Origin of the sequence: Sphingomonas sp. Leaf21, from assembly GCF_916858675.1 — a bacterium.
Classification (GTDB): domain Bacteria; phylum Pseudomonadota; class Alphaproteobacteria; order Sphingomonadales; family Sphingomonadaceae; genus Sphingomonas.
The window spans coordinates 116331-138767 of the sequence record NZ_CAKASM010000001.1 but is presented as its reverse complement, the minus strand read 5'-3'; the positions used below and the strand labels follow the sequence as shown (position 1 = coordinate 138767).

Sequence of the window (22437 nt, the reverse complement as noted above, 5' to 3'; positions counted from 1 at the left end):
CTCAGTTGCCCGGCATCTGCAACGAGGCGTAGCAGGTGAAGCCGCCCTGCCCGCGCTGCAGCCGCCGGATATAGTTGAGATAGGCGCGATTGCTGAGGAAATTGGAATTGGGCAGCATCGCGCCCTGCAACGCCTGCCGCACCTCTTCGCCGGTATAGGGGCGGCTCGGCGGCGCGAACGCCCCGAGCGTGCGCGCGGGCACGGTCGAGCCATCGAGCGCGATATAGCTTCCGGCGCGGCCCGGATCGGGAATGGGAATCTGGCAGTTGAGGACCGAGCCCGCGGTCTGGGCAAGGGCCGGGCGGATCGCCACCACCGCGCTCGCGCCGACCGCGCCGAGCATCAGCATACGTCGGCTGCCCGATGCGGGCACGTCGCCCCTGTCGGACGCAACCGGCTCGACGGCGGGCGAATTCTCGGGGGATGGAGGCGTGTCATCCATGGCGATGCGGTCTCCCATATTCGCGACCGGTCGACAAGCACCCGCGCGACGGCGATCTGATCCAGGTTGGGAGGGAGACAGGCCGCCTGCCGCAAGCTACATCGGCACGTCATGGGATTCGGTATTCGCACCTTATGGGCCGTGATCGTCGCGGTGGTCGCGGCGATCGTGGTGTTCATGACCGGCGGCCCCGCCCCGGCGATCATTACCCTGGTCGGCGGGATCGCGGCGGCACTGGTCGCGAGCGAGGGCGTGGCGCATCCCACCGACGACGCGCCGTCGCCAGAAGACGGACGCGGCCCGCTGTCACCGCTCCTGACCGAGGCGCTGGACGCGATCGTCGAGCCGGTCCTGCTGATCGAAAAGGGCCAGGTGGTGCTTGCCAACCGGTCCGCCCGGACGCTGCTCGGCGCGCATATCGTCGGCGAGGACGCGCGGATCGCCATCCGCCATCCGGCGGCGGCCGAGCGACTCCTTGCACGGGAAGGCGCGACCGAACCCGATCAGCCGATCTCGCTGGTAGGGCTGGGCTCGCTCGACCAGCGGTGGGAGATGCGGGTCGCCGACACCACCAGCGGCCAGCGCGTCGTCCATCTGATCGACCAGACCGCGCATGACGCGGCGGAGCGGATGCGCGTCGATTTCGTCGCCAATGCCAGCCACGAATTGCGCACGCCGCTGGCCTCGATCCTGGGCTTCATCGAGACGCTGGGCGACGAGGCGGGCGAGGATGCCGATATCCGCGCCCGCTTCCTGAAGGTCATGTTCGACGAGGCGCGCCGGATGCAGCGACTGGTCGAGGATCTCATTTCGCTAAGCCGGATCGAAGCGGATAAATATCGCCAGCCCGCCCAACCGGTCGACCTGAACGACCTTGTCGAGGACGTGCACGAGGAATTTCTCGACTCCGGTTCGCCGCGTGCGGCGGACATCGTTTGCGAGCTCGGCGAAGGCCTGCCGCCCGTGGTCGGCGACCGTGCGCAACTGTCGCAGCTCCTGCACAATCTCATCGGCAATGCGATGAAATATGGTCGGCCGGACACTCCGGTGCGGGTCACGCTCGACCGTGACGAGGACAAGCTGCGCCTGACCGTCATCGATCGCGGCGAAGGGATTGCGGCGAACCACCTGCCGCGCCTGACCGAGCGCTTCTACCGCGTCGATTCGGGCCGCAGCCGCAGTATCGGCGGCACCGGCCTCGGCCTCGCGATCGTCAAGCACATCGTCGAGCGGCATCGCGGACGACTGGAAATCGCGAGCGAAGTCGGGGTCGGCACGACGATCAGCGTTCGACTGCCCATCGCGCGTGTGGCCGCAAAGACGCTTTCCGGGGGCGGTGTCACAAAAGAGCAATAGAAATGTCACACGGGGGTATGGCGAGCGTGGCAGCGACCGGCTCGCACCCGTTCCGGTGTGACCAAGGATCTCGATGCGCCTGCCCTGCCTCCTCGCCGCGATGTTCGCGCTGGCGGCCTGCCACGATCAGGCCAATGGCGGCGGCGCGGGCGTTCGTGAGCAGATCACGGCGGTCGGTTCGTCGACGGTCTATCCCTTCACCACCATCGTCGCCGAGCGCTACGTCGCGGCTGACCCCGACGCCAAGGCCCCCGTCATCGAATCGACCGGCACCGGCGCCGGGATGAAGCTGTTCTGTGCCGGGATCGGTGCGGCGCATCCGGATATCGAGAACGCGTCGCGCCGCATGAAGGCGAGCGAGTATCGCGATTGCGCCGCGCATGGTGCTGGCGAAGTCCTGGAAATCCCGATCGGCATCGACGGCATCGCCTTCGCCGAATCGAAGCGCGGCCCCCGACTGGCGCTGACCAGTGCCGATATCTACCGCGCGATCGGTGCGCATCCGGGTGGCAAGCCCAACCGGGCGAGGACGTGGCGCGACGTAAACCCCGCACTGCCAGCCCTCCCCATCCAGGTCTACGGACCACCCGCGACCAGCGGAACGCGCGACGCGCTGGTCGAACTGATCCTGATGCGCGGCTGCGACGCGGTCGAGCCGCAGGCACGCGCCTTGTCGGCACATGATCCCGACGCGCACAGGCTGTTGTGCACGCGGGTCCGCGACGATGGGGCCTTTATCGATGCGGGCGAGAACGACAATCTGATCGTCCAGAAGCTTCAGGCCAATCCGGATGCGCTGGGTGTATTCGGCTATTCCTATCTGGAAGAGAATCGTCACACGGTGAACGGCGTCACGATCGACGGCGTCGCGCCGACCTATGGCGCGATCGCGGCCGACCGCTATCCCGGATCGCGGCCGCTCTACGTCTACGTGAAGAAGGCGCATCTCGACGCCATTCCGGGCTTGCGCCGCTTCCTGACCCTCTATGCCGACAACTGGGCCGCTGGCGGTCCGCTGACCCGGCGCGGGTTGATCGCATCGCCCGCTGCGGTTCAGGCCCGCGCCCGCGCGATCATCGCCAGGGAAATCCCGCTCGATCCCGCAGGCCTTCCGTCATGAGCGGGATCGCGCTGCTGATCGTGATCGTTGGCCTGGGCATCATCGCCTGGGCATATAGCCGGATGCGCGCGCTGGGTTTCCGACGCCATTCGAGCGTCCGTGTCAGCTCGCTGCCGCATCATCACGGCTGGTACGTCGCGCTGTGGACGACCGTGCCGCCGCTGATCTTTCTCGCCATCTGGTCCGCGACATCGCCCGCGCTCGTCACCGATATGGTGCTGGGCGCGCCCGCCGCCGCGCAACTGCCACCGCCGGGGTTCGAGCGGGCCGCGATCCTGTCCGAAGCGCGCGCGCTGGCGGCGGGTCGGGCGCATGGCGCGTTCCACCTGCTGTCACGCATCCTCGCCCCCTTCTACGACCGGGCGCAGACGCGCATCGACTGGATCGCGACGCTGGTCGTATTGCTGCTGGCGCTCGCTGGCGGGGCCTATGCCTATCTTCGCGTCAAACCCGACTTCTCGGCCCGCACCCGGATCGAGCGGGTGGTGCTCGGCCTGTTGCTCGCGGCGTCGCTGATCGCGATCCTGACCACCGCCGGGATCGTCGCCTCGCTGCTCTACGAAGCCGGGCGCTTCTTCTCGGTCGTTCCAGTGGGCGACTTCCTGTTCGGTACGCACTGGAGCCCGCAGGTCATCGATCCGCGCGACCCCGGAGCGTCACTGGGCGCGGTGCCGCTGTTTTGGGGAACGTTCTTCATCGGGGCGGTGATCGCGATGGCCGTCGCCATCCCGTTCGGGCTGATGAGCGCCATCTACCTGACCCAATATGCCGCGCCACGCGCGCGTCGGATCATGAAGCCGATCCTGGAGGTCCTCGCGGGCATTCCGACGGTGGTCTATGGCTATTTCGCGGCGCTGACCGTCGCGCCCGCCGTGCGCCGGTTCGCGGTCGCGATCGGCATCGACTGGGCCTCGTCCGAAAGCGCGCTGGCGGCGGGGCTGGTCATGGGCGTGATGATCATCCCCTTCGTGTCGTCGATGGCCGATGACAGCCTGGCGGCGGTGCCCAGCGCGATGCGCGACGGCAGCCTGGCGATGGGCGCGACCACCTCGGAGACGATTACCCGCGTCATGCTGCCCGCCGCGCTCCCCGGGGTCGTGGGCGGCGTCCTCCTCGCGGTCAGCCGCGCGATCGGCGAGACGATGATCGCCGTGATGGCGGCCAGCGGCGTCGCGACCTTGACCGCCAACCCCTTTGCCAGCACGACCACCGTTACCCGCCAGATCGTCGACCTGCTGACCGGCGAGGCCGAGTTCGACAGCCCGAAGACGCTCGCCGCCTTCGCGCTGGGGCTGACCCTGTTCGTGATCACCCTGCTTCTCAACATCGTCGCGCTGACGGTGGTGAAGCGATATCGCGAATCCTATGAATAACGCGCCCGTCCCACCGCCTCGCTGGGAAAGCCCGGCGATGGCGCGGCGCTTGCGGCGCCGCTATGCCGCCGAACGCCGGTTCCGGCGCCTGGGCGCGGCGGCGGTTGCCCTGTCGGCAGCCTTCCTCGCCTTTCTGCTCATCACGATGATCGCGCAGGGTTTCCGCGGCTTTACGGAAACCCGCGTGACCCTGCCCGTCAACCTGGCCACCGCCGAACTGCCGATCGAAGCCGCCCGGCTGAAGGGACGCGGTGCCGACCTCGCGCTCGCGGGGGCCGGGCTGGAGGATGCGGTCGACCGCGCCGCCACGCGGGTCTTGGGCCCGGATGGGATCGACCTGCTGTCGCCGGGCGCGTGGATCGTGGTGCGCGATGCGGTCAAGGCGGATCCGTCGCTGCTCAACCGGACCACGACGTTCGCGCTGCCGGTCGCCAGCCAGTTCGACGTCGCGGCCAAGGGCGAAGGGACGCCGGCCGCCGAGCGGGTCGTCGCCCGGCTACAGGCCCGAGGCCTGATTTCGAGCGGCTGGAATACCGGCTTCCTCCGCGATGCCGACGCGACCGATCCGACGCGGGTCGGCATCTGGGGCGCAGCCAAGGGGTCGCTGCTGACCATGCTGGTCACGCTGCTCCTCGCCTTTCCCATCGGGGTGCTCGCCGCGCTCTATCTCGAGGAATATGCCCCGAAGAACCGCTGGACCGACATGATCGAGGTATCGATCAACAATCTGGCGGCGGTCCCCTCGATCATCTTCGGCCTGCTCGGGCTGGCGGTCTTCCTGGGCAGCTTCGGCCTGCCTCGCTCGGCGCCGCTGGTCGGTGGCCTGACGCTGGCATTGATGACGATGCCGGTGATCGTGATCGCGGGGCGCAACGCGATAAAGTCGGTCCCGCCCTCGATCCGCGACGCCGCGCTGGCGATCGGTGCGTCGCGCGTGCAGGTGATTTTCCACCATGTCCTGCCGCTCGCGTTGCCCGGCATCCTGACCGGCACGATCATCGGCATGGCCCGCGCCCTGGGCGAGACGGCGCCGCTCCTGATGATCGGGATGCGCGCGTTCATCGCCGCACCACCCAGGGGACTGACCGACCCGGCGACCGTGCTGCCGGTTCAGATCTTCCTCTGGTCGGATCAGGTCGACCGGGGCTTCATCGAGAAGACCTCGGCCGCGATCATCGTCCTGCTCATGTTCCTGCTCGCGATGAACGGGCTGGCCATCTATCTCCGCAATCGGTTCGAGACACGCTGGTGACTTCCCCCAAGATAAGCGCGCGCAACGTCAGCGTATCCTATGCCGGAAAGCAGGCGATCCATGACATCTCGATCGATGTCGGCATGGATCATGTCATCGCCTTTATCGGCCCGTCGGGGTGCGGCAAATCGACCTTCCTGCGCACGCTGAACCGGATGAACGACACCATTCCGTCGGCACGGGTGAGTGGCGACATCCGCCTCGACGGACAGGATATCTACGCGCCCGACATGGACGTGGTGCAGCTTCGCGCGCGGGTCGGCATGGTCTTCCAGAAGCCCAATCCCTTCCCCAAGTCGATCTATGAGAATGTCGCCTATGGCCCGCGCATCCACGGCCTGGCCGCTTCGCGCGCCGACATGGACATGATCGTCGAGCGCTCGCTCACCCGCGCCGGTCTCTGGAACGAGGTCAAGGACCGGCTGTCGGAAAGCGGCACGGCGCTGTCGGGCGGCCAGCAGCAGCGGCTGTGCATCGCCCGCGCGATCGCGGTCGACCCCGAAGTCATCCTGATGGACGAGCCGTGCAGCGCGCTCGACCCGATCGCCACCGCGCGGATCGAGGAACTGATCCACGATCTGCGTGGCCGCTACGCCATCGCGATCGTCACCCACAACATGCAACAGGCAGCCCGCGTCTCCCAGCGTACCGCCTTTTTCCACCTCGGCACTTTGGTCGAGTACGGAAAGACGTCCGACATCTTCACCAACCCCAGGGAAGAGCGGACGAAGGACTATATCACCGGCCGGTACGGCTGAGGACGAGGATCATGGACCACACCGTAAAAGCCTTCGACAACGATATCGGCCGCCTGCGCGGGCTGATCAGCCAGATGGGCGGATTGGCCGAGGAGGCGATCGCCAACGCGATCAAGGCGCTTCAACGCTCCGACCTCGAACTGGCGCGCAAGGTTCGCGACGACGACAAGGCGATCGACCTGATCGAGGCGGAGGTGGAGCGGCTGGCCGTGCGTACCATCGCCCTTCGCGCCCCGATGGCGAACGATCTGCGCGAAGTCGTCGCGGCGCTGAAGATCGCCAGCGTCGTCGAACGGATCGGCGACTATGCCAAGAACATCGCCAAGCGCGTGCCCATGCTGGAGAGCGAGGATCGGATCGAGCCCATTTCGATCCTCCCCGCCATGGCCAAGATCGCGTCGTCGATGGTCCACGACGTGCTCGACGCCTTTGCCGCGCGCGACGCCGAGGCAGCGGTGCGGGTCCGCGATAGCGACAACGCGCTCGACGATTTCTACGATTCCATCTTCCGCACGCTCGTCACCCATATGGTCGAGAATCCCAAGACGATCGGACAGGTCGCGCACCTGCTCTTCATCGCGAAGAATCTCGAACGGATCGGCGACCATGCGACGAACGTCGCGGAGATGGTCTATTTCGCCGCCACCGGCACCCAGATGGGTGAACGGGACCGTGGCGGTACTTTGCCTTCTTGAGGGGACAGGCACCATGGCACGCGTAAAGATGTTGCTGGTCGAAGACGACGCCGCGCTGGCGGAACTGCTCGTCTTCCATTTCAAGCGCGAGGATTTCGAGGTCGTCCATACGCCCGATGGCGAGGAAGCCCTGTTGCTGGCGCGCGAGAACACGCCCGACATCGTCCTGCTCGACTGGATGGTCGAGGGGATTTCGGGAATCGAGGTCTGCCGCCGCCTGCGCCGCTCGCCCGAGACGGCGAACGTGCCGATCATCATGCTGACCGCGCGCGGCGAGGAGGAGGACCGGGTACGCGGACTGGAGACGGGCGCGGACGATTATGTCACCAAGCCCTTCTCCCCGCGCGAACTGGTCGCCCGCGTTGGCGCGGTGCTGCGCCGCGTGCGCCCGGCGCTGGCGGGCGAGGCGCTGACCTATGCCGATATCGAGATGGATACGGTCGGCCACAAGGTTCGCCGCGCGGGCGAGGTGGTGTCGCTCGGGCCCACCGAATTCCGTCTGCTCAAGCATTTTCTGGAGCACCCGGGCTGGGTCTTCTCGCGCGAGCGGCTGCTCGACGCGGTGTGGGGCCACGATTCCGATATCGAGAGTCGGACGGTCGATGTGCACATTCGCCGCCTGCGCAAGGCGATCAACATCGGCGACCGTCCGGACATTATCCGCACGGTTCGCTCGGCGGGCTATTCGCTCGACGCGGGGGGCTGAAAAAGCCGTCAGAATCGGGTCGCAAGCGAAACGAGGGAGCCAAGTGCGGAATCGGGCGTTCACCCACCGCGCTAACGCACTTGCGCTTCTGAACAGGAGATTCGCATGAAGCTCGTTTTTCTCGCCGCCACCGCGCTGATGGCGACGCCCGCTCTGGCTCAGACCACGACCCAGACCGACACCACCGCCCAGGCGGGGGCCCAGACCGACACCACCGCCCAGGCGGGGGCCCAGGACGGGGCGCAGGCCGGGGCCCAGGCCGGGATGCAGGCGGGCACCTCGACCGATCCCAGCACGGGCTCGATGCAGGCCAATGCCGCCGCCTCGGCCGCGACGATGACCGCCGGTGGCTATCAGCCCGCCCAGCCGCCGATGGCTTCGCCCCCGGCTCCCGGCGCGCCGGTCGTATTCCAGCAGGCGCCGAGCCCGTCGCAGGCCTATCCGGCGCCCGCGCCGCTCAAAAGCTATCCGATCTGCAAGAAGGGTCAGTTCGACCAGTGCCGCCAGCGTGGCGGCAAGTAATCGCCTGGGCCTCTAGGCGATGACAAGGCGCCGGTCCCTTTCGGGGCCGGCGTTTTGCTATTCGTCGACCAGCTTCATCAGGCGCCGCTCGACCGGGGCGAGCACCGGGCCAAGCTCATGCCCACGCTTCAGAACCGCGCCACCCTCGCCGATCAGCGCCCACATGCCCTGGCGATTGCGCAGCGCCGGTCGTTTCTCGATGCGATATTCGGGCCGTTCGGCGGTCCGACGAAACGCGGAGAAGATCGCCGCCTCGCGCCCCAGATCCATCGCATAATCTCGCCAGTGCCCCGCCGCGACCATACGACCATATAGGTCGAGAATGCGGTTCAGCTCGATGCGCTCGAACCCGACCTGCCCCGGCGCTTTGGGAAAGGGCAGAACTCCCATCAGGCCCGATCGCGCTTTTCGTCCTGCTCGGCCAGAACCGCGTCCAGCCGCCGACGCATCGTATCGAGCTCGCAGCGAAGCATCTCGATCTTCTGCGTCTGCGGATCGAACACCTCCGAACAGGGCGTTCCATAGGGGACGAACCGACGCTCGGGCGCCGCGCCGCCCTCGACCACCGTCGGTCGTGCCGGAATGCCGACCATCACCGCACCTTCGGGCACGTCGCGCGTCACCACCGCATTGGCACCGACCCGAGCGCGCGGACCGACGATGATCGGGCCCAGCACCTGCGCGCCCGAGCCGACGATCGCACCGTCCATCAGCGTCGGATGCCGCTTGCCCGCCACGCCATTGTCGGGACTGGTGCCGCCCAGCGTGACGCACTGATAGATGGTGACGTCGTCCCCGATCTCCGCCGTCTCACCGATCACCACGAAGCCATGATCGATGAAGAAATTGCGCCCGATCTTCGCACCGGGATGGATGTCGATCGCCGTCAGGAAGCGCGTGAAGTGATTGACCAGCCGCGCCAGGAAGAAGGCGCGCGCCTTGTACAGGCGATGCGCGACCCGGTGCCCCGCCAGCGCCCAGACGCCCGGATATAACAGGATTTCGGCGCGCGAATGCGGCGCGGGGTCGCGGGCCCGGATCGAATCGAGATAGGCGGCCAAACGGCTCGGCATGAGCATGTCCCCAGAGGCGATAGGTGCATTTAAGCACGGCGGTTCTTGAAATCCAGATAGCGGTACGCCGCGTCGTCGCGCGACAAACTCTATCTTTGTTGCAGCGTTGACGCCTACGCGGCATGGCCCGGCGGGCAAGACCCCAGGAGACACGATGGACCCGACGAGTACCGAGCTGATCCATATCCTGCCCTTCGTCGCGGTCGGCTTCGCCGCGCAGGTGGTGGACGGAGCGCTGGGCATGGCGTTCGGCGTGATCTCCAACACCCTGCTGATCAGCCTGGGCGTGCCCCCCGCCGCCGCCTCGGCTGGCGTGCATAGCGTCGAGACCTTCACCGCGGCGGTGTCGGGGATCAGCCATGCCGTCCATCGCAACGTCAACTGGCGGCTCTTCCTCCGCCTGATGATCCCGGGCGTGATCGGCGGCGCGCTGGGCGCCTATGTCCTCTCCAACATCGATGCGGCGGTGGTGAAGCCCTTCATCCTCGCCTACCTGACGGGAATCGGCGTCTATCTGCTGATCCGGGCCTGGCGACACAAGGCGCACGCCCGCGAGCCGAAGGTGGTCGAGCCGCTGGGGTTCCTCGGCGGCTTTCTCGATGCGGCCGGTGGCGGTGGCTGGGGGCCGGTCGTCACGTCGAACTTGCTGGCGCAGGGCGCCGCGCCGCGCACGACGATCGGCACCGTCAACACCGCCGAATTCTTCCTGACCGCGACGATTTCGGCGACCTTCATCAGCCAGCTCGGCTGGGGAGCGTTCACCATGGCGACGGTCGGCTTGCTGATCGGCGGCATCATCGCCGCACCGTTCGGCGCGATGCTCGCCAAGCGGGTGCCCGCCCGGACCCTGCTGACGCTCGTCGGGATCATCCTGACGCTGACCAGCCTGTGGCGGCTGTACCAGGCGGTGACGGGCTGACGGAGGGGGCCTCGCCCGGCGGCTCGCCCCTCCCCAAGCCTCGCCTGGGGAGGGATGCGGTTCAGGCGGTTGCCGAATGGACGGTCGCGACCGCCTGCATCACGGCGGCGATCCGGACCGAGGTCTGGATGATCTCGGCCGACACGCCCGCCTTCTTCAGCACCGCCTCATGCGCGTCGATGCACATGCCGCAGCCATTGATCGCCGACACGGCCAGGCTGAACAGCTCGAAATCGACCTTGTCGATCCCCGGCGCCGCGATCACGTTCATGCGCAGCTTGGCGGGCAGATTGCGATATTCCTGGTTTCCGGCCAGATGCGTGAAGCGGTAATAGACGTTGTTCATCGCCATCACCGCCGCCGCCGCACGCGCCGCATTGGCCGCTTCCGGCGAAAGCTTGGGCGTGCATTCGGCCTCCGCGGCCTCGACGAGCGGCTTGTGGCCGGTGCCGTGCGCGCAGGCGAGCAGCAGGCCATATTTGCGCTGATCGTTCAGCAGCGCCTCATTCAGCAGCGAGCCGACATTGAGGCGAATGTCCTTGGCGAAGTCGGGCAACTGCCCGGCGAATTCCTTGAGCGACATGGAATGGCTCCAGATGGACGACGCCCCAGTCCGGGCCGCCGACCCTGTCCGGAACGGCAACCCTCGCCGGGGCATCGATGTTGATGGGTCCGGAGGCGTCACCGCCCCCCGGACGAAGGGATTACTCGGCCGCGAGCTGGAGGACGTCGTCGCCCTTGTTCCAGTTGCACGGGCATAGCTCGTCGGTCTGCAGCGCGTCGAGGACACGCAGCGTCTCCTGCGGGTTGCGACCGACGTTCAGGCCGTTGATCGTGACGTGCTGGATGACATTGTCGGGGTCGATGATGAAGGTCGCGCGGTAGGCGACATGCTCATTCTTGTCGACGATGCCCAGCGCGTCGGCCAGCACGCGGCCATTGTCCGCGATCCAGGGGAAATCGGCCGCGGCCAGATCCGGGTCGGACTTGCGCCACGCCAGGTGGACGTGCGCGGTGTCGGTCGACGCGCCGATGAGCACGGCGTCGCGATCCTCGAAGTCGCCCTTCAGCTCGGAATAGCCGACGATCTCGGTCGGGCAGACGAAGGTGAAGTCCTTCGGCCAGTAGAAGAGAACCTTCCACTTGCCCTCATAGGAGGTGTCGCTGATCGTCTCGCCAGCGGGAAGCGCGTTGGTCCCCTGCTGGACGGGAACGGTGAATGCGGGGAGCTTGTCTCCAACGGTCAACATGGCAATAGCCTCCATTTCTTCCCAAAAATTCGGCTTCAGCCATCCTCTCGAACGATCGGCGGTGGTCCGCCTGTATTCGTTGCGGCGACGGATATGGGGACTGGCGCGTTCGATCCAACAAGCTATTTGTCAAACCGCAATCGACTGAGACGATCAATGGCCGCGACCTACCTACCTACGTTGAAACAGCTCCAATATCTTGTGGCCTTGCAGGACCACGGCCATTTCGGGCGGGCCGCCGATGCCTGTTTCGTGACCCAGTCGACCCTGTCGGCGGGACTTCGCGAACTGGAAACGCTGATCGGCGTCACGCTGGTCGAGCGGACGCGGCGCGTCGTCCGCTTCACGCCGCTGGGCGAGCGGATCGCCGACAAGGCCCGCCGCGTGCTGCGCGAGGCGGATGAGCTGGGCGACATGGCGCGCGCCGCCGGACGACCGCTATCGGGCGAGATGCGGATGTCCGTGATCCCGACGATCGCGCCGTTCATGCTGCCGCGCATCCTCCCCCGCCTGCGCCGCGACTATCCGGACCTCAAGCTGTTCCTGCGCGAGGAGCCGAGCGCGCCCGCGTGCGAGCGGCTGCACAATGGCCGCACCGATTGCGTGCTTCTCGCCCTGCCCTTCGCCTGTGGCGAGGTGACGGCCGAACCACTGTTCGACGACCGGCTGTTCGTCGCGTTCCCGACGGATGAGGACCTTTCGCCGCCATCGGCCATCGCGGCGTCGGCGATCGACGAGACCCGGCTGCTCCTGCTCGAGGATGGCCATTGCCTCAAGGATCACGCCCTCGCCGCCTGCAACCGTCCCGAATTGCGTGCCGAGGCGACGATGCTCGGCACCTCGCTTCACACGATCGTCCAGATGGTGGATAACGGCCTGGGCATGACGATGCTGCCCGAAATGGCGTTGAAGGCGGGAATCCTGGAGAACACCAACATCACCGCCCGCCCGCTCGACGCCGAGAATGCGATGCGCAAGATCGCGCTGGTGTGGCGCCGGGCAAGCCCGCGCGAGAAGGATTTCCGGCTGCTCGCGCAAGTTCTGTCCGAAGCCACCTGACGGCTCGGCTCCGGCGCGGAACACGGCACCGGCCTCGATCGCTCCGATCCCAATTGTTGAGGAGAATAGTCTCATGACCCCAATCGCACGACGCCTCCTGGCGACCCTGCCGCTCGTCGCCCTGGTCGGGCTCGGTGCCTGTGGGCGGGGTAGCGATCAGCGGCAGGCTCCGGCGACGCCCTCGGCAGCGGCGGCCACCGCGCCCGCAGAGCCGCCGGTCACCCCGGATCAGGCGATGGCGCCCACCCGGACCATCCTGGATAACGCGGCCGCCACGCCGTCGCTGTCATCGCTGGTCGCGGCCGTTCGCGCGTCGGGCCTGGCGACCACGCTTGCGGGTCCCGGCCCCTACACGCTGTTCGCTCCGTCGAACGAGGCCTTCGCCCGGCTGGCACCGGGCGTGCAGCAGCAACTGCTCGAACCCGCAAATCGCGACTCGCTCGTGAAGCTGCTCCGCTTCCATATGCTGCCCGGCACGGTCGGCGTCGCCGAGCTGCGGCGGCGGATCGCGGCCGGGGGCGGCACCGCACGGATCATGACCGTTCAGGGCGAACCGCTGGCCGTCACCATGACCCAGTCGGTCATCACGCTCACCGATGCGGGCGGCAACAAGAGCTATATCGAGGCGGGCGATCTGGCCCAGGCCAATGGCGTGATCCACATCGTGAACGGCGTTTTGGTGCCAAAACTGGATTAAGTGCGTTACTCCCCCCAGACCGGCCGTTTCGCTTGCGCAATCGCCGGTCTGCCCTTCACCATGCGGCGCGACGCGATCCCGCTCCGCCGCCAGAAGAACGGGAGTATCTTTATGATGAAGACCCTTGCCATGCTCGCCACCGCAACCGCTCTGACGGGCGCCGGTATGGCGACGGCGCAGACGACCGCGCCCGCCCCCGCCCAGACGATGCCCGCGCCGACCACGCCCACGGCCCCTGCGCAGGCGATGCCCGCGGCCACCGGCACCATCGTCCAGGTCCTGGCCGCGACGCCCGATCGCAGCACGCTGGCGCGTCTCGTGGGAACGGCGGGACTGGCCGCGGACCTGTCGGGCCCCGGCCCGTTCACGGTCTTCGCGCCCAGTGACGAGGCGTTCAGCCGGATGCCCGCCGGTGCGCTCGACACGCTCAGCCAGCCCGCGAACAAGGCGACGCTGGCGACGATCCTGAAATACCATGTCGTCGCCGGCAAGCTGACCGCCGATCAGCTCAAGGCACAGATCACCGCCGGGAACGGGACCGCTACGCTCACGACGCTGGCGGGTCAGCCGCTGACGGCGCAGGTCGGCCCGAACGGCAACATCATGCTGACCGATGTCAACGGGCAGAAGGCCTATGTCGACAAGGCGGACGTGAACGCCACCAACGGCGTCGTCCACCTGACCAACGGCATCAATGTCCCCAAGATCGGCTGATCGCCGCGCGATGGCCGAATAGAGAGGCGGGGCTTCGGCTCCGCCTTTTCATTTCGCGTCGTCGGCCCGCCACCGCGACGCAGCTTCGGTATCGCTCGCTCGCGCCTCGACCCAGCGCGCTTCCAGCCCGCGCGTCTCGCGCTTCCAGAACGGCGCATCGGTCTTCAACCGATCGATCAGATAGGCGCAGGCGTCGAGCGCGTCGCGGCGATGCGGCGCGGCCGTGATGACCAGAACGATCCGCTCGCCCGGCCGCATCGGACCCACACGGTGGACGATCGTCGCAGCCTGGAGCGACCAGCGCTGCGTCGCGGTCCGTGCGATCCGTTCGAGCGCCGCCTCGGTCGCGCCGGGATAATGTTCGAGCTCCAGCACGTCCACGCCGTCGTCGGCCCGGACCAATCCGCAAAAGCTCGCCACCGCACCGACATTGCCGCCTTCGACCTTCGTCGTCTCACCGAGCAGGTCGATCGGTTGCGGCGAGACGTGGATGCGGATCATCCGCCCGTCACCGGCGGGAAAATCGCGACCTCGCGCGCGCCGATCACCGAGGCGTCCAGCCCGACGAAATTCTGGTCCACCGCCGCGCGTAGCCGCTCGGGCTCGGCGAATGCCTCGGCATAGCCGCCGCCGCGCGCCGCCAGCCAGGCGATGAGTTCGGCCACGCTGGTCACACCATCGGGCAGGCGCGGCGCCTCTTCGGCCAGCCCGATCCGCTCGCGGACCCAGGCGAAATAGAGAATGGTCATCAGCTATCCATGTGCTTGAGGCCGACACGCAGATAGTCCCAGCCGGTGACCAGCGTCAGCACCGCCGCGGCCCAAAGCGCGGCGAGCGAAACCTCGTGCACCCACGGCCAGCCGGGCAGCGCACCGCCCAGGATCAATCCGCCCAGCGCGATCAACTGCAACGTCGTCTTCCATTTGGCCAGCCGCGAAACGGGCACAGATACCTGCAACTGCGCCAGAAACTCGCGCAGCCCGGAAACGGCGATCTCCCGCAACAGGATGATCAGCCCGGCGACCACGCTCAAGCCGCTGACCACCTGGACGGCGACCAGCACGAGGATGACCGAGGCGACCATGATCTTGTCGGCGATCGGGTCGAGGAAGACGCCCAGCTTCGACACCGCGCCCTGTGCCCGCGCCAGATAGCCGTCGAAATAATCGGTGATGCCCATCAGGCAGTAGAGCGCGAAGGCGATGCCGTAGCCCAGTTCCCAGCGAGGCTGCCACAACAGCCCCGCGAGCAGGGGGACGGCCACAATTCGCGAGAGCGTCAAAAGGTTGGGCAGCGTGAGCATGACGCCTTCTAACCGCTCGCCCGTCCATGACAAACCGCTTTAAGCGGTTGGCGATGCGCACGCGCATGGTTATGTTGGCGTCATTCTGTTGCCACGATCGGGCCATTTTTCGTTATGCTCAATGCCCTCGGGCTTCTCAAGCGGCGCCGGTTCCTGCCGCTGTTCACCACCCAGTTTCTCGGCGCCTTCAACGACAATCTTTTCAAGACGTCGATGGTGCTGTTCGCGACCTATGCGATCTTCACCGACGCCGCGTCGGAATCCTATTTCAACGCCGCCGCTACGGGCGCGTCGATCCTGCCCTTCGTGTTCCTGTCGGCGCTGTCCGGGCAGTTGGCCGACAGCCATGACAAGGCGCGGATCATCCGGATCGTCAAGACGGTCGAGATCGGAATCATGCTGGTCGGTGCCTTCGGCCTGCTGATCGCCAAGGCGGGCTATACCAATATGGGGCTGGCGCTGATGCTCGGCACCGTGCTGGCGCTCGGTGTCCACTCGACGTTTTTCGGGCCGATCAAGTACGCGATCCTGCCCCAGCATCTGGAACCGGATGATATCCTCGGCGGAACCGGACTGGTCGAGGCGGGGACCTATCTGGCGATCCTGCTGGGCACGGTCGCGGCGGGATGGATTCCCGTCGAGGCCGCCGCCGTCGGCGTGCTGGTCGTCGCGGTGCTCGGATGGTTCACCGGGCGACAGGTTCCCCCCGCGCCGCGCGAGGGGCCGCCGCTCAAGCTCAATTGGAATCCCTTCACCGCGTCATGGCGGTTGATCTCGGCCACGCTGCATATCCGCCGCCTGTTCCTGGCGATCATCGCGATCAGCTTCTTCTGGACGATCGGCGCGGTGCTCATCATCATCTTCCCGCCGCTGGTCAAGAATGTGCTGACCGCCGACAAGGAAGTCGCAAGCCTGGCCATCGCGATCTTCTCGATCGGTGTCGCGATCGGATCGGTGGTCATCAACACCATGTTGAAGGGTGAGATTTCGGCGCGCTATTCGCCCGTCTCGGTCATCGGCATGGGGGCGTTCGTCGTCCTGTTCTCGATCCTCTGCCGCAATTGGACCCCGGCGCCGGTCGGTACGCTGTATAGCTGGCAGGCCTTCCTGGGCGAGCCACGCGCCATAGCGATCCTCGCCACGCTGCTGGCGATCGCGACGACCGGCGGCATGTTCGTGGTGCCGCTCTACGCCTTCCTCACGACGACGGTGGAGAAGGATCAGACCGCCCGTACCGTGGCGGCCAACAATATCGTCAACTGCTTCGCGATGACGATCGGCTCGGTCGTCGTCTTCGCCATCAGCGCGGCGGGGGTCACGCCGGTCAACATGCTGTTCCTCGTCGCCGCGATGTGCCTGGTTTCGGCATGGCTCGCGCTGCGCCTGCACCGTGCGTGCGACGACGGATGCGTCGACGCGGCCTGATCGATCAGATCAGGAAGGTATAGATGCAGATGAAAAAGGCGGTGAAGCTGAGCACGAACAGGCGGATATCCTGATCGTCGCGGCTGCGACCCGGCTCGGGCAGCCGGGCGGGGGGCGGAAGCGAACGCCGGAAGGGGTGGCGGGCGGCTTCGTTGGTCAGGATCAGGCGGCGTCTCATGGCGAAAGTGTTAACGCCACGTTCACTATTTCGGCATCCGTCAAATCCGCGTCACCCCGCCCCGGCTCGCCCCGTTGCGGGACAGGAGGTACAGTCCTTCCGCGCGACCGGCCGGAACCCTTTGTCCGATGCGCGTCGCCACTGCCCTTCGCTCCCCTTGCGGGGGAGGAATAGCGGAACGGACCCTAGTGGTGGTGCGCCGACGACGCGCCGATCCCCGTCTCCGATCGCACCCGCTGCGCCGGATAGCCCGCCTTGTCGATCGCGGCACGGCCCGTGCGATCGGTGATCGAGACGATCCAGATCGTCAGGAAGGCGAGCGGCATCGAGAAGATCGTCGGCGAGCCATAGGGAAAGATCGGATCGGCATATCCCAGGACCTTCACCCAGATCGCGGGCGACAGGATCGTCAGGACCAGCGCGGTCAGCAGGCCGACCAGCCCGCCCGCCACGACGCCGCGCGTCGTGCATCCCGACCAGAGCAGCGACAGCAGCAGGACCGGAAAATTGGCCGAGGCCGCCAGCGCGAAGGCCAGGCTGACCATGAACGCGACATTCTGCTTCTCGAATACGATGCCGAGCAGGATCGCGATGACGGCAAGCACCAGCACGGTGATCCGCGACACTCGCAATTCCGAGGCGGAGTCCGCCTGCCCTTTCCTGACGACGGTCGCATACAGGTCGTGGCTGACCGCCGACGCGCCGGAAAGCGTCAGCCCCGCCACCACCGCCAGGATCGTCGCGAACGCCACCGCCGATATGAAACCGAGGAACAGGTTGCCGCCGACCGCCTGGGCCAGATGGATCGCCGCCATGTTGCTGCCACCGCGCAGCGCCCCGTCGGCGTCGAGGAAGCCCGGATCGGTCGCGACCAGCACGATCGCGCCGAACCCGATCACGAAGGTGAGGATGTAGAAATAGCCGATCCACCCGGTCGCCCAGAGCACCGAACTGCGCGCGGCCTTCGCATTGGGCACGGTGAAGAAGCGCATCAGGATGTGCGGCAACCCCGCCGTCCCGAACATCAACGCGGCGCCGATCGAAATGGCGGAGACGGGATCCTTGATGAACCCGCCCGGCCCCATGATCGCGCGCCCCTTGGCGACCGCCTCGTCGGGTCCGGCTCCGGCCAGCGCGGCAAGCGCCGTCTTGACGTCGACCGCGCGGGCGAACAGCGCTTCGGGACTGAAATGGAAGCGCGCGAGCACCGCGATCGCCATATAGCTCGCCGCGCCGAGCAGCATCATCGCCTTGACGATCTGGACCCAGGTCGTCGCGGTCATGCCGCCGAACAGCACGTACATCGTCATCAGCACGCCGACGATGATGACCGCATAGCCGTAAGGCAGGCCGAACAGCAGCCGGATCAACTGCCCCGCCCCCACCATCTGCGCGATCAGGTAGAATAGCACGACCAGCAGCGTCGAACAGGCGGCGACCATCCGCACGGGCGCCTGCGCGAAGCGGAAGGAGGCGACGTCGGCAAAGGTGAAGCGCCCGAGGTTACGCAGCCGTTCGGCCATCAGGAACAACAGGATCGGCCAGCCGACGAGGAACCCGATCGAGTAGATCAGCCCGTCATAGCCATCGGCATAGATCTGTGCCGAAATGCCGAGGAACGACGCCGCCGACATGAAGTCGCCCGCGATCGCCAGCCCGTTCTGGAAGCCCGTGATGCCGCCGCCCGCGGTATAGAAGTCGGATGCGGTGCGCGTCCGCCGCGCCGCCCAGCGGGTGATCGCGAGGGTCAGCGCGACGAACGCCGCGAACATGCCGATCGCGGTCCAGTTGGTCGCCTGCTGCACGGCCGGGCCGATCGCGTGCGCCTCCGCCGCCGAGACGGGAAGCGCCATCAACAGCAGCATCAGGGCCAGCCTCGCGCGGATCATGCCTGCGCCTCCGCGCGCAGTTCATCGATCACGGGGTCGAAATCGCGATTGGCGCGCCAGACATAGAGACCGGTCAGCAGGATCGCGAGCGCGATGACGCCCAGGCCGACCGGAATGCCCCAGCTCGTCGCGCCACCGCCGATCGGTCGCGCAAGCAGCGCCTTGTCGAACGCGATGACGAGGATGAAACCGAAATAGACGACCAGCATGATCGCGGTCAGCGCCGTGGTGAAGCGTCCTCGCCGCTGAATCAGCGCGATGTAGCGCGGATCTCGGGCCAGCCGGGCGGCATCCTCCATGGCATTCTCCTCACCCCTTCGCGCCGGTTCTCGGCGTCGCGGCGGCCATGCTCCCCCGCCCCCGCCGCCCCGTCAAGCACTTTGGGGTCGCAACCGGCGGCTCAGGTGCGATTGGGTCGATAGGCATTGAGGTCGATGCCGTGCCGCGCGACCTTGTCGTAAAAGGTCTTGCGCGGAATGCCGAGTATGGCGAGCGCGGCACGAACGTCGCCCGCCGCCTCTTCGAGCACGCTGCGGATCGTCGCGCCCTCGAATTGCTCGACCCGTTCGGGCAGTGGCATCGGATCGGCCTCCACCGCCCCCTCGCCGCTCAGCCCCAGCGCTACGCGGTTGGCATAGTTGCGGACTTCGCGGACATTGCCCGGCCAGTCGTGCGACAACAGCCGCGCCTGGATCGCGCCGTCGATCATCGGCACCGGTCGACCGAACCGCTCCGCCGCCTCGCGCAGGAAGTGGGCGAACAGCAACGGAACGTCGGCGCGCCGCTCGCGAAGCGGTGGCACCCGAAGCCTGACGGCATCGAGGCGATAGAGCAGGTCGGCGCGCAACCGGCCTTCCTCGACCGCGCGCCCGAGATCCGACTTGGCCGCCGCGACGATCCGCAGGTCGAGGAGCTGCGGATCCTCCGCTCCGACCGCCCGCACCTCGCGCTCCTCGACGACGCGCAGCATCCGCCCCTGGAGCGCGGGGGCCATGCTGTCGACCTCGTCCAGGAACAGGGTGCCCCGATGCGCCGCCGCGATCCGCCCCTGGGTTCGGCCATGCGCCTGTCCGAAAAGCTCGCCCTCGGCGATCGCCTCGGGCAGCGCGGCACAGTCCACCGCGACGAACGGACGCGTCCGCCGCGCGCTCCAGCGGTGGAGGAGCAACGCGACCAGTTCCTTGCCGGTCCCCGTCTCCCCCTCGACCAGCACGTCGACATCGGCCTGCGCGACCTGTCGCACCGTGTCGCGCAGCCGCATCATGACCGCGGTCTCGCCGATCAGCGGATAGGCGCCCTGCGCCTCCTCCGCCGCCAGCCGCAACCGCCGATTGTCGAGGACCAGCCGCCGCATCTCCAGGGCGCGCGCGACGCTGGAGATCAGGTGATCGGCGGCGAAGGGCTTGGCGACGAAATCGAACGCCCCCTGCTTGAGCGCGGCCACCGCCATCGGAACGTCGCCATGCCCCGTCATCAGGATCACCGGGATCTCGGGATCGATCGCCGCGATCCGCCGGGCCAGTTCGATCCCGTCGATCCCCGGCATGCGAATGTCCGACACGACCATTCCCGAAAAGTCCGCCGTGATCGTCGCCAGCGCGGCGAGCGGATCGCCATGCGCCTCCACGTCGATCCCGGCCAGCTCGAACGACTGGGCGAGCGCCTGGCGCAGCGCGGTGTCGTCGTCGACGAGCAGGACTCGCATCCCCTCGCTCATGCCGCGCGCATCCTGATCCGGAAGCCCGCGCCGCCCAGCGACGACTCCATGGTTTCCAACATCCCGCCAAACTCCGTCATGATATCGCGCGCGATCCCCAGCCCCAGGCCGAGCCCGTCGGGCTTGCCGGTGACGAAGGGCGTGAAGATCTCGGTGGCGATCGCCGGGTCCAGCCCCGGCCCGTTATCCTCGACCGTCAATTCGATCCCGTCGGACCGCTCGATCACGCTCAACCGGACGCGTGGATCGCTTCGCCCCGCCACCGCGTCGAGCGCGTTCTGGAGCAGGTTCACCAGCACCTGCTCCAGCCGCACGCGCCCCGCGATCACGGCGGGAAGCGCGCCCCCGGCCGGTCGTTCGAGGACCACGCCAGCGCTGCGGAAGCGATCCCCGATCAACAGCATCGTGCCGTCCAGCACCTCGTCCAGCGAAACCTGTGCCAGTCCCTGGGTGCCCCGCCGTGCGAAGCGGCGCATCTCCTGGACGATCGATCCGATCCGTTCGGTGAGTGACACGATCGTGGTCAGGTTGCCGTCGGCCTTGTCCGGCTGCTCGCGTGACAGAAAGGTCCGGGCGTTGTCGGCCAGTGTCCGGATCGCCGCCACCGGCTGGTTGATCTCGTGCGCGACCCCGGCGGTGATGGAGCCCAGCGAACCGAGCCTGTTGGCCTGCGCCAGCTCCTCGCGCGCCGCGCGGAACCGCTGGTCCGCCCGGATCCGCTCGGCGATCTCGATCGTCAGCCGGTCGTTGCTGGCGCGAAGTTCGGCGGTGCGCCGCGCGACCTCCGCCTCCAGCGCCTCCCGTGCCAACAGGGCGCGCTCGGCCCGCGTTCGTCGCCAGATCGCGAGCAGGGTCAGCCCGACCAGACCGATCGCGATCAGCGCGGTGACCGACCGTACCCAGCCATCGGCCTCGCGCAGCGCCGGTGCCAGCGGCAGGACATGCACCAATTGCCAGCGTGGCAGCGGCGCCGGGGTGGCCCCCGCGACATAGCGCGTGCCATCGCGCGCGGTTGCCTCTCCGCCGGTGATCCGGAACGGACTGGGACGCAGGCGTCGCTCGCCGAATTGCTGGCTCTGCTTGATCTCGCCGCGCGCCATGGGGGTCAACGGGCGCATCACGGTGAACTGCGCATCGGGATCGGTGGTCACCACGACGACGCCATGGTCGTCCAGAAGCAGCGTCTGCCCCGGATCGCTGGCCCAGGCCTGAACGATCCGGGCGAATTCCACCTTCACGACCACCACGCCGTCCGGGGCGGCGGCGGAACCGATTCGACGGGCGAGGAAAAGACCGGGCCGGTGACTGGTATTGCCGAGCGCGAAATACTCCGCGGTCCCGGTCCGCAACGCCTGTCGGAAATAGGGGCGGAAACCGTAATCGCGCCCGACGAAGCTGTCGCGCTGGCCCGCATTGGATGCCGATACGGTACGGCCCTCGCGATCGATGGCGTAGATGACGGGCGCGCCCGTTCTTTCGGCCAGTCCGCGCAGTTTGTCGTTCAGCCGCTCGACCGCCTGCGGCGACCCGTTGCGCAATGCCGCGCCCACGTCGGGATATTCCGCGAGCACGATGGGGAGTAGCCGGAACCGCTGCAACTCGCTGTTGAGCAGCCGCTCCTGCTGACGCGCGATCCGCGACGCATCGGCGCGAAGCGCGGTCACACCCTGACGGTGGGCGTAGACGCGCAACCCGATCGACGCGGCGAACGCCAGGAGGAGCACGCCCAGCACCGGAAGCGCGAAGCGCCGCGCATAGCGGCGGGACAGGGAAGCCGATGGCGCCATATGTGCGGAATATCGCAATCATGAGTTACGCGCTATGCGGAATTTCGCGCTGACATTGGTTAATCACCTCCTTTTACCGTGGTTTTACAAACGCATAGCGATCGCTTCCCCAGCATTTTCAATCACCGGCGAATTCGCGCACACTCTGCGCAACACGGAGCGTGGACCACCACGTCCGAAGCCCTTTTGCAGAGGATGACGA

The 22437-nt window shown here is 67.2% G+C and carries 26 protein-coding genes; 13 read left to right on the top strand and 13 right to left on the bottom strand.

The window, feature by feature from the left end; all coding sequences use genetic code 11:
• Position 1: 1 nt before the first annotated feature.
• Positions 2-442: a hypothetical protein gene (locus tag LRP66_RS00670; protein WP_230480516.1), complete on the bottom strand. Its 441-nt coding sequence runs from the start codon at positions 440-442 to the stop codon at positions 2-4.
• A gap of 111 nt (positions 443-553) precedes the next feature.
• On the opposite strand from LRP66_RS00670, the gene LRP66_RS00665 reads away from it, so the two are divergent.
• From LRP66_RS00665 to LRP66_RS00630, 8 genes are all read left to right on the top strand, one after another.
• Positions 554-1798: a sensor histidine kinase gene (locus tag LRP66_RS00665; RefSeq protein ID WP_230480515.1), complete on the top strand. Its 1245-nt coding sequence runs from the start codon at positions 554-556 to the stop codon at positions 1796-1798.
• Positions 1799-1871: 73 nt separating this feature from the next.
• Entirely contained in the window at positions 1872-2918 is a 1047-nt protein-coding gene (locus LRP66_RS00660) for a substrate-binding domain-containing protein (protein WP_230480514.1), read from the top strand.
• The gene (gene pstC, locus LRP66_RS00655; protein WP_230480513.1) at positions 2915-4291 is read left to right on the top strand and encodes a phosphate ABC transporter permease subunit PstC; all 1377 of its coding nucleotides are present in this window, start codon (positions 2915-2917) and stop codon (positions 4289-4291) included. The genes LRP66_RS00660 and pstC overlap by 4 nt, the downstream gene beginning before the upstream one ends.
• 37 nt (positions 4292-4328) lie before the next feature.
• On the top strand, positions 4329-5543 hold the full coding sequence (gene pstA / locus LRP66_RS00650; RefSeq protein WP_230480512.1) for a phosphate ABC transporter permease PstA: 1215 nt from the start codon (positions 4329-4331) through the stop codon (positions 5541-5543).
• On the top strand, positions 5537-6301 hold the full coding sequence (gene pstB / locus LRP66_RS00645; protein ID WP_230480927.1) for a phosphate ABC transporter ATP-binding protein PstB: 765 nt from the start codon (positions 5537-5539) through the stop codon (positions 6299-6301). Before pstA ends, pstB begins: the two co-directional genes overlap by 7 nt.
• 11 nt (positions 6302-6312) lie before the next feature.
• Positions 6313-6996, top strand: coding sequence for a phosphate signaling complex protein PhoU (gene phoU / locus LRP66_RS00640; RefSeq protein ID WP_230480511.1), 684 nt, complete (start codon positions 6313-6315; stop codon positions 6994-6996).
• Between the two features lie 13 nt (positions 6997-7009).
• Positions 7010-7702: a phosphate regulon transcriptional regulator PhoB gene (gene phoB / locus LRP66_RS00635; protein ID WP_230480510.1), complete on the top strand. Its 693-nt coding sequence runs from the start codon at positions 7010-7012 to the stop codon at positions 7700-7702.
• A gap of 105 nt (positions 7703-7807) precedes the next feature.
• Positions 7808-8224 (top strand): hypothetical protein, encoded by a 417-nt coding sequence (locus LRP66_RS00630; RefSeq protein WP_230480948.1) that lies wholly within the window; start codon positions 7808-7810, stop codon positions 8222-8224.
• 57 nt (positions 8225-8281) lie between these two features.
• On the opposite strand, the gene LRP66_RS00625 is transcribed toward LRP66_RS00630, so the two are convergent.
• Together LRP66_RS00625 and epsC are read right to left on the bottom strand one after the other, a co-directional pair.
• Complete coding sequence (locus LRP66_RS00625) at positions 8282-8614, bottom strand: DUF2794 domain-containing protein (RefSeq protein ID WP_230480509.1); 333 nt, start codon at positions 8612-8614, stop codon at positions 8282-8284.
• The gene (gene epsC, locus LRP66_RS00620; RefSeq protein WP_230480508.1) at positions 8614-9297 is read right to left on the bottom strand and encodes a serine O-acetyltransferase EpsC; all 684 of its coding nucleotides are present in this window, start codon (positions 9295-9297) and stop codon (positions 8614-8616) included. Before epsC ends, LRP66_RS00625 begins: the two co-directional genes overlap by 1 nt.
• A gap of 154 nt (positions 9298-9451) precedes the next feature.
• On the opposite strand from epsC, the gene LRP66_RS00615 reads away from it, so the two are divergent.
• Positions 9452-10216 carry a sulfite exporter TauE/SafE family protein gene (locus tag LRP66_RS00615; RefSeq protein WP_230480507.1) on the top strand — a complete coding sequence of 255 codons (765 nt, stop codon included), beginning with the start codon at positions 9452-9454 and terminating at the stop codon, positions 10214-10216.
• A gap of 61 nt (positions 10217-10277) precedes the next feature.
• On the opposite strand, the gene LRP66_RS00610 is transcribed toward LRP66_RS00615, so the two are convergent.
• Together LRP66_RS00610 and LRP66_RS00605 are read right to left on the bottom strand one after the other, a co-directional pair.
• Complete coding sequence (locus LRP66_RS00610) at positions 10278-10799, bottom strand: carboxymuconolactone decarboxylase family protein (RefSeq protein WP_230480506.1); 522 nt, start codon at positions 10797-10799, stop codon at positions 10278-10280.
• A 121-nt stretch (positions 10800-10920) separates the two neighbouring features.
• Complete coding sequence (locus LRP66_RS00605; RefSeq protein ID WP_183950930.1) at positions 10921-11466, bottom strand: peroxiredoxin; 546 nt, start codon at positions 11464-11466, stop codon at positions 10921-10923.
• A gap of 156 nt (positions 11467-11622) precedes the next feature.
• Here LRP66_RS00605 and LRP66_RS00600 point away from each other — a divergent pair, with 156 nt between their 5' ends.
• The 3 genes from LRP66_RS00600 to LRP66_RS00590 all read left to right on the top strand — a co-directional run bounded on the left by LRP66_RS00600 (position 11623) and on the right by LRP66_RS00590 (position 13936).
• Complete coding sequence (locus LRP66_RS00600) at positions 11623-12525, top strand: hydrogen peroxide-inducible genes activator (RefSeq protein ID WP_230480505.1); 903 nt, start codon at positions 11623-11625, stop codon at positions 12523-12525.
• A gap of 73 nt (positions 12526-12598) precedes the next feature.
• Positions 12599-13222 carry a fasciclin domain-containing protein gene (locus LRP66_RS00595; RefSeq protein ID WP_230480504.1) on the top strand — a complete coding sequence of 208 codons (624 nt, stop codon included), beginning with the start codon at positions 12599-12601 and terminating at the stop codon, positions 13220-13222.
• Between the two features lie 111 nt (positions 13223-13333).
• Entirely contained in the window at positions 13334-13936 is a 603-nt protein-coding gene (locus LRP66_RS00590; protein ID WP_230480503.1) for a fasciclin domain-containing protein, read from the top strand.
• Between the two features lie 48 nt (positions 13937-13984).
• On the opposite strand, the gene LRP66_RS00585 is transcribed toward LRP66_RS00590, so the two are convergent.
• The 3 genes from LRP66_RS00585 to pgsA are packed head-to-tail and all read right to left on the bottom strand — an operon-like array spanning position 13985 to position 15239.
• The gene (locus tag LRP66_RS00585) at positions 13985-14437 is read right to left on the bottom strand and encodes a molybdenum cofactor biosynthesis protein MoaE (protein WP_230480502.1); all 453 of its coding nucleotides are present in this window, start codon (positions 14435-14437) and stop codon (positions 13985-13987) included.
• On the bottom strand, positions 14434-14685 hold the full coding sequence (gene moaD / locus LRP66_RS00580) for a molybdopterin converting factor subunit 1 (protein WP_230480501.1): 252 nt from the start codon (positions 14683-14685) through the stop codon (positions 14434-14436). Before moaD ends, LRP66_RS00585 begins: the two co-directional genes overlap by 4 nt.
• Positions 14685-15239, bottom strand: a complete 555-nt coding sequence (gene pgsA, locus LRP66_RS00575) for a CDP-diacylglycerol--glycerol-3-phosphate 3-phosphatidyltransferase (RefSeq protein WP_230480500.1) — start codon at positions 15237-15239, stop codon at positions 14685-14687. Before pgsA ends, moaD begins: the two co-directional genes overlap by 1 nt.
• Positions 15240-15353: 114 nt before the next feature.
• Between pgsA and LRP66_RS00570 the strand changes: the two genes are divergently transcribed.
• Positions 15354-16664 carry an MFS transporter gene (locus tag LRP66_RS00570; RefSeq protein WP_230480499.1) on the top strand — a complete coding sequence of 437 codons (1311 nt, stop codon included), beginning with the start codon at positions 15354-15356 and terminating at the stop codon, positions 16662-16664.
• A 4-nt stretch (positions 16665-16668) separates the two neighbouring features.
• Here LRP66_RS00570 and LRP66_RS00565 read toward each other — a convergent pair whose 3' ends face one another.
• The 5 genes from LRP66_RS00565 to LRP66_RS00545 form a co-directional block, all read right to left on the bottom strand.
• Positions 16669-16842, bottom strand: coding sequence for a hypothetical protein (locus LRP66_RS00565; RefSeq protein ID WP_230480498.1), 174 nt, complete (start codon positions 16840-16842; stop codon positions 16669-16671).
• Positions 16843-17027: 185 nt separating this feature from the next.
• Positions 17028-18731 carry a cation acetate symporter gene (locus LRP66_RS00560; protein WP_268992419.1) on the bottom strand — a complete coding sequence of 568 codons (1704 nt, stop codon included), beginning with the start codon at positions 18729-18731 and terminating at the stop codon, positions 17028-17030.
• Positions 18728-19030: a DUF485 domain-containing protein gene (locus tag LRP66_RS00555; RefSeq protein ID WP_230480497.1), complete on the bottom strand. Its 303-nt coding sequence runs from the start codon at positions 19028-19030 to the stop codon at positions 18728-18730. Before LRP66_RS00555 ends, LRP66_RS00560 begins: the two co-directional genes overlap by 4 nt.
• A gap of 101 nt (positions 19031-19131) precedes the next feature.
• Positions 19132-20448 carry a sigma-54-dependent transcriptional regulator gene (locus tag LRP66_RS00550; protein ID WP_230480496.1) on the bottom strand — a complete coding sequence of 439 codons (1317 nt, stop codon included), beginning with the start codon at positions 20446-20448 and terminating at the stop codon, positions 19132-19134.
• Complete coding sequence (locus LRP66_RS00545) at positions 20445-22235, bottom strand: sensor histidine kinase (RefSeq protein WP_230480495.1); 1791 nt, start codon at positions 22233-22235, stop codon at positions 20445-20447. The genes LRP66_RS00550 and LRP66_RS00545 overlap by 4 nt, the downstream gene beginning before the upstream one ends.
• Between the last annotated feature and the right edge of the window lie 202 nt (positions 22236-22437).

Excerpts from the sequence above, each read along its gene's own strand:
- LRP66_RS00670 (WP_230480516.1), bottom strand. The coding sequence starts at position 442 with ATGGATGACACGCCTCCATCCCCCGAGAATTCGCCCGCCGTCGAGCCG.
- LRP66_RS00665 (WP_230480515.1), top strand. The coding sequence starts at position 554 with ATGGGATTCGGTATTCGCACCTTATGGGCCGTGATCGTCGCGGTGGTC.
- LRP66_RS00660 (WP_230480514.1), top strand. The coding sequence starts at position 1,872 with ATGCGCCTGCCCTGCCTCCTCGCCGCGATGTTCGCGCTGGCGGCCTGC.
- pstC (WP_230480513.1), top strand. The coding sequence starts at position 2,915 with ATGAGCGGGATCGCGCTGCTGATCGTGATCGTTGGCCTGGGCATCATC.
- pstA (WP_230480512.1), top strand. The coding sequence starts at position 4,329 with ATGGCGCGGCGCTTGCGGCGCCGCTATGCCGCCGAACGCCGGTTCCGG.
- phoU (WP_230480511.1), top strand. The coding sequence starts at position 6,313 with ATGGACCACACCGTAAAAGCCTTCGACAACGATATCGGCCGCCTGCGC.
- phoB (WP_230480510.1), top strand. The coding sequence starts at position 7,010 with ATGGCACGCGTAAAGATGTTGCTGGTCGAAGACGACGCCGCGCTGGCG.
- LRP66_RS00630 (WP_230480948.1), top strand. The coding sequence starts at position 7,808 with ATGAAGCTCGTTTTTCTCGCCGCCACCGCGCTGATGGCGACGCCCGCT.
- LRP66_RS00625 (WP_230480509.1), bottom strand. The coding sequence starts at position 8,614 with ATGGGAGTTCTGCCCTTTCCCAAAGCGCCGGGGCAGGTCGGGTTCGAG.
- epsC (WP_230480508.1), bottom strand. The coding sequence starts at position 9,297 with ATGCCGAGCCGTTTGGCCGCCTATCTCGATTCGATCCGGGCCCGCGAC.
- LRP66_RS00615 (WP_230480507.1), top strand. The coding sequence starts at position 9,452 with ATGGACCCGACGAGTACCGAGCTGATCCATATCCTGCCCTTCGTCGCG.
- LRP66_RS00610 (WP_230480506.1), bottom strand. The coding sequence starts at position 10,799 with ATGTCGCTCAAGGAATTCGCCGGGCAGTTGCCCGACTTCGCCAAGGAC.
- LRP66_RS00605 (WP_183950930.1), bottom strand. The coding sequence starts at position 11,466 with ATGTTGACCGTTGGAGACAAGCTCCCCGCATTCACCGTTCCCGTCCAG.
- LRP66_RS00600 (WP_230480505.1), top strand. The coding sequence starts at position 11,623 with ATGGCCGCGACCTACCTACCTACGTTGAAACAGCTCCAATATCTTGTG.
- LRP66_RS00595 (WP_230480504.1), top strand. The coding sequence starts at position 12,599 with ATGACCCCAATCGCACGACGCCTCCTGGCGACCCTGCCGCTCGTCGCC.
- LRP66_RS00590 (WP_230480503.1), top strand. The coding sequence starts at position 13,334 with ATGATGAAGACCCTTGCCATGCTCGCCACCGCAACCGCTCTGACGGGC.
- LRP66_RS00585 (WP_230480502.1), bottom strand. The coding sequence starts at position 14,437 with ATGATCCGCATCCACGTCTCGCCGCAACCGATCGACCTGCTCGGTGAG.
- moaD (WP_230480501.1), bottom strand. The coding sequence starts at position 14,685 with ATGACCATTCTCTATTTCGCCTGGGTCCGCGAGCGGATCGGGCTGGCC.
- pgsA (WP_230480500.1), bottom strand. The coding sequence starts at position 15,239 with ATGCTCACGCTGCCCAACCTTTTGACGCTCTCGCGAATTGTGGCCGTC.
- LRP66_RS00570 (WP_230480499.1), top strand. The coding sequence starts at position 15,354 with ATGCTCAATGCCCTCGGGCTTCTCAAGCGGCGCCGGTTCCTGCCGCTG.
- LRP66_RS00565 (WP_230480498.1), bottom strand. The coding sequence starts at position 16,842 with ATGAGACGCCGCCTGATCCTGACCAACGAAGCCGCCCGCCACCCCTTC.
- LRP66_RS00560 (WP_268992419.1), bottom strand. The coding sequence starts at position 18,731 with ATGATCCGCGCGAGGCTGGCCCTGATGCTGCTGTTGATGGCGCTTCCC.
- LRP66_RS00555 (WP_230480497.1), bottom strand. The coding sequence starts at position 19,030 with ATGGAGGATGCCGCCCGGCTGGCCCGAGATCCGCGCTACATCGCGCTG.
- LRP66_RS00550 (WP_230480496.1), bottom strand. The coding sequence starts at position 20,448 with ATGAGCGAGGGGATGCGAGTCCTGCTCGTCGACGACGACACCGCGCTG.
- LRP66_RS00545 (WP_230480495.1), bottom strand. The coding sequence starts at position 22,235 with ATGGCGCCATCGGCTTCCCTGTCCCGCCGCTATGCGCGGCGCTTCGCG.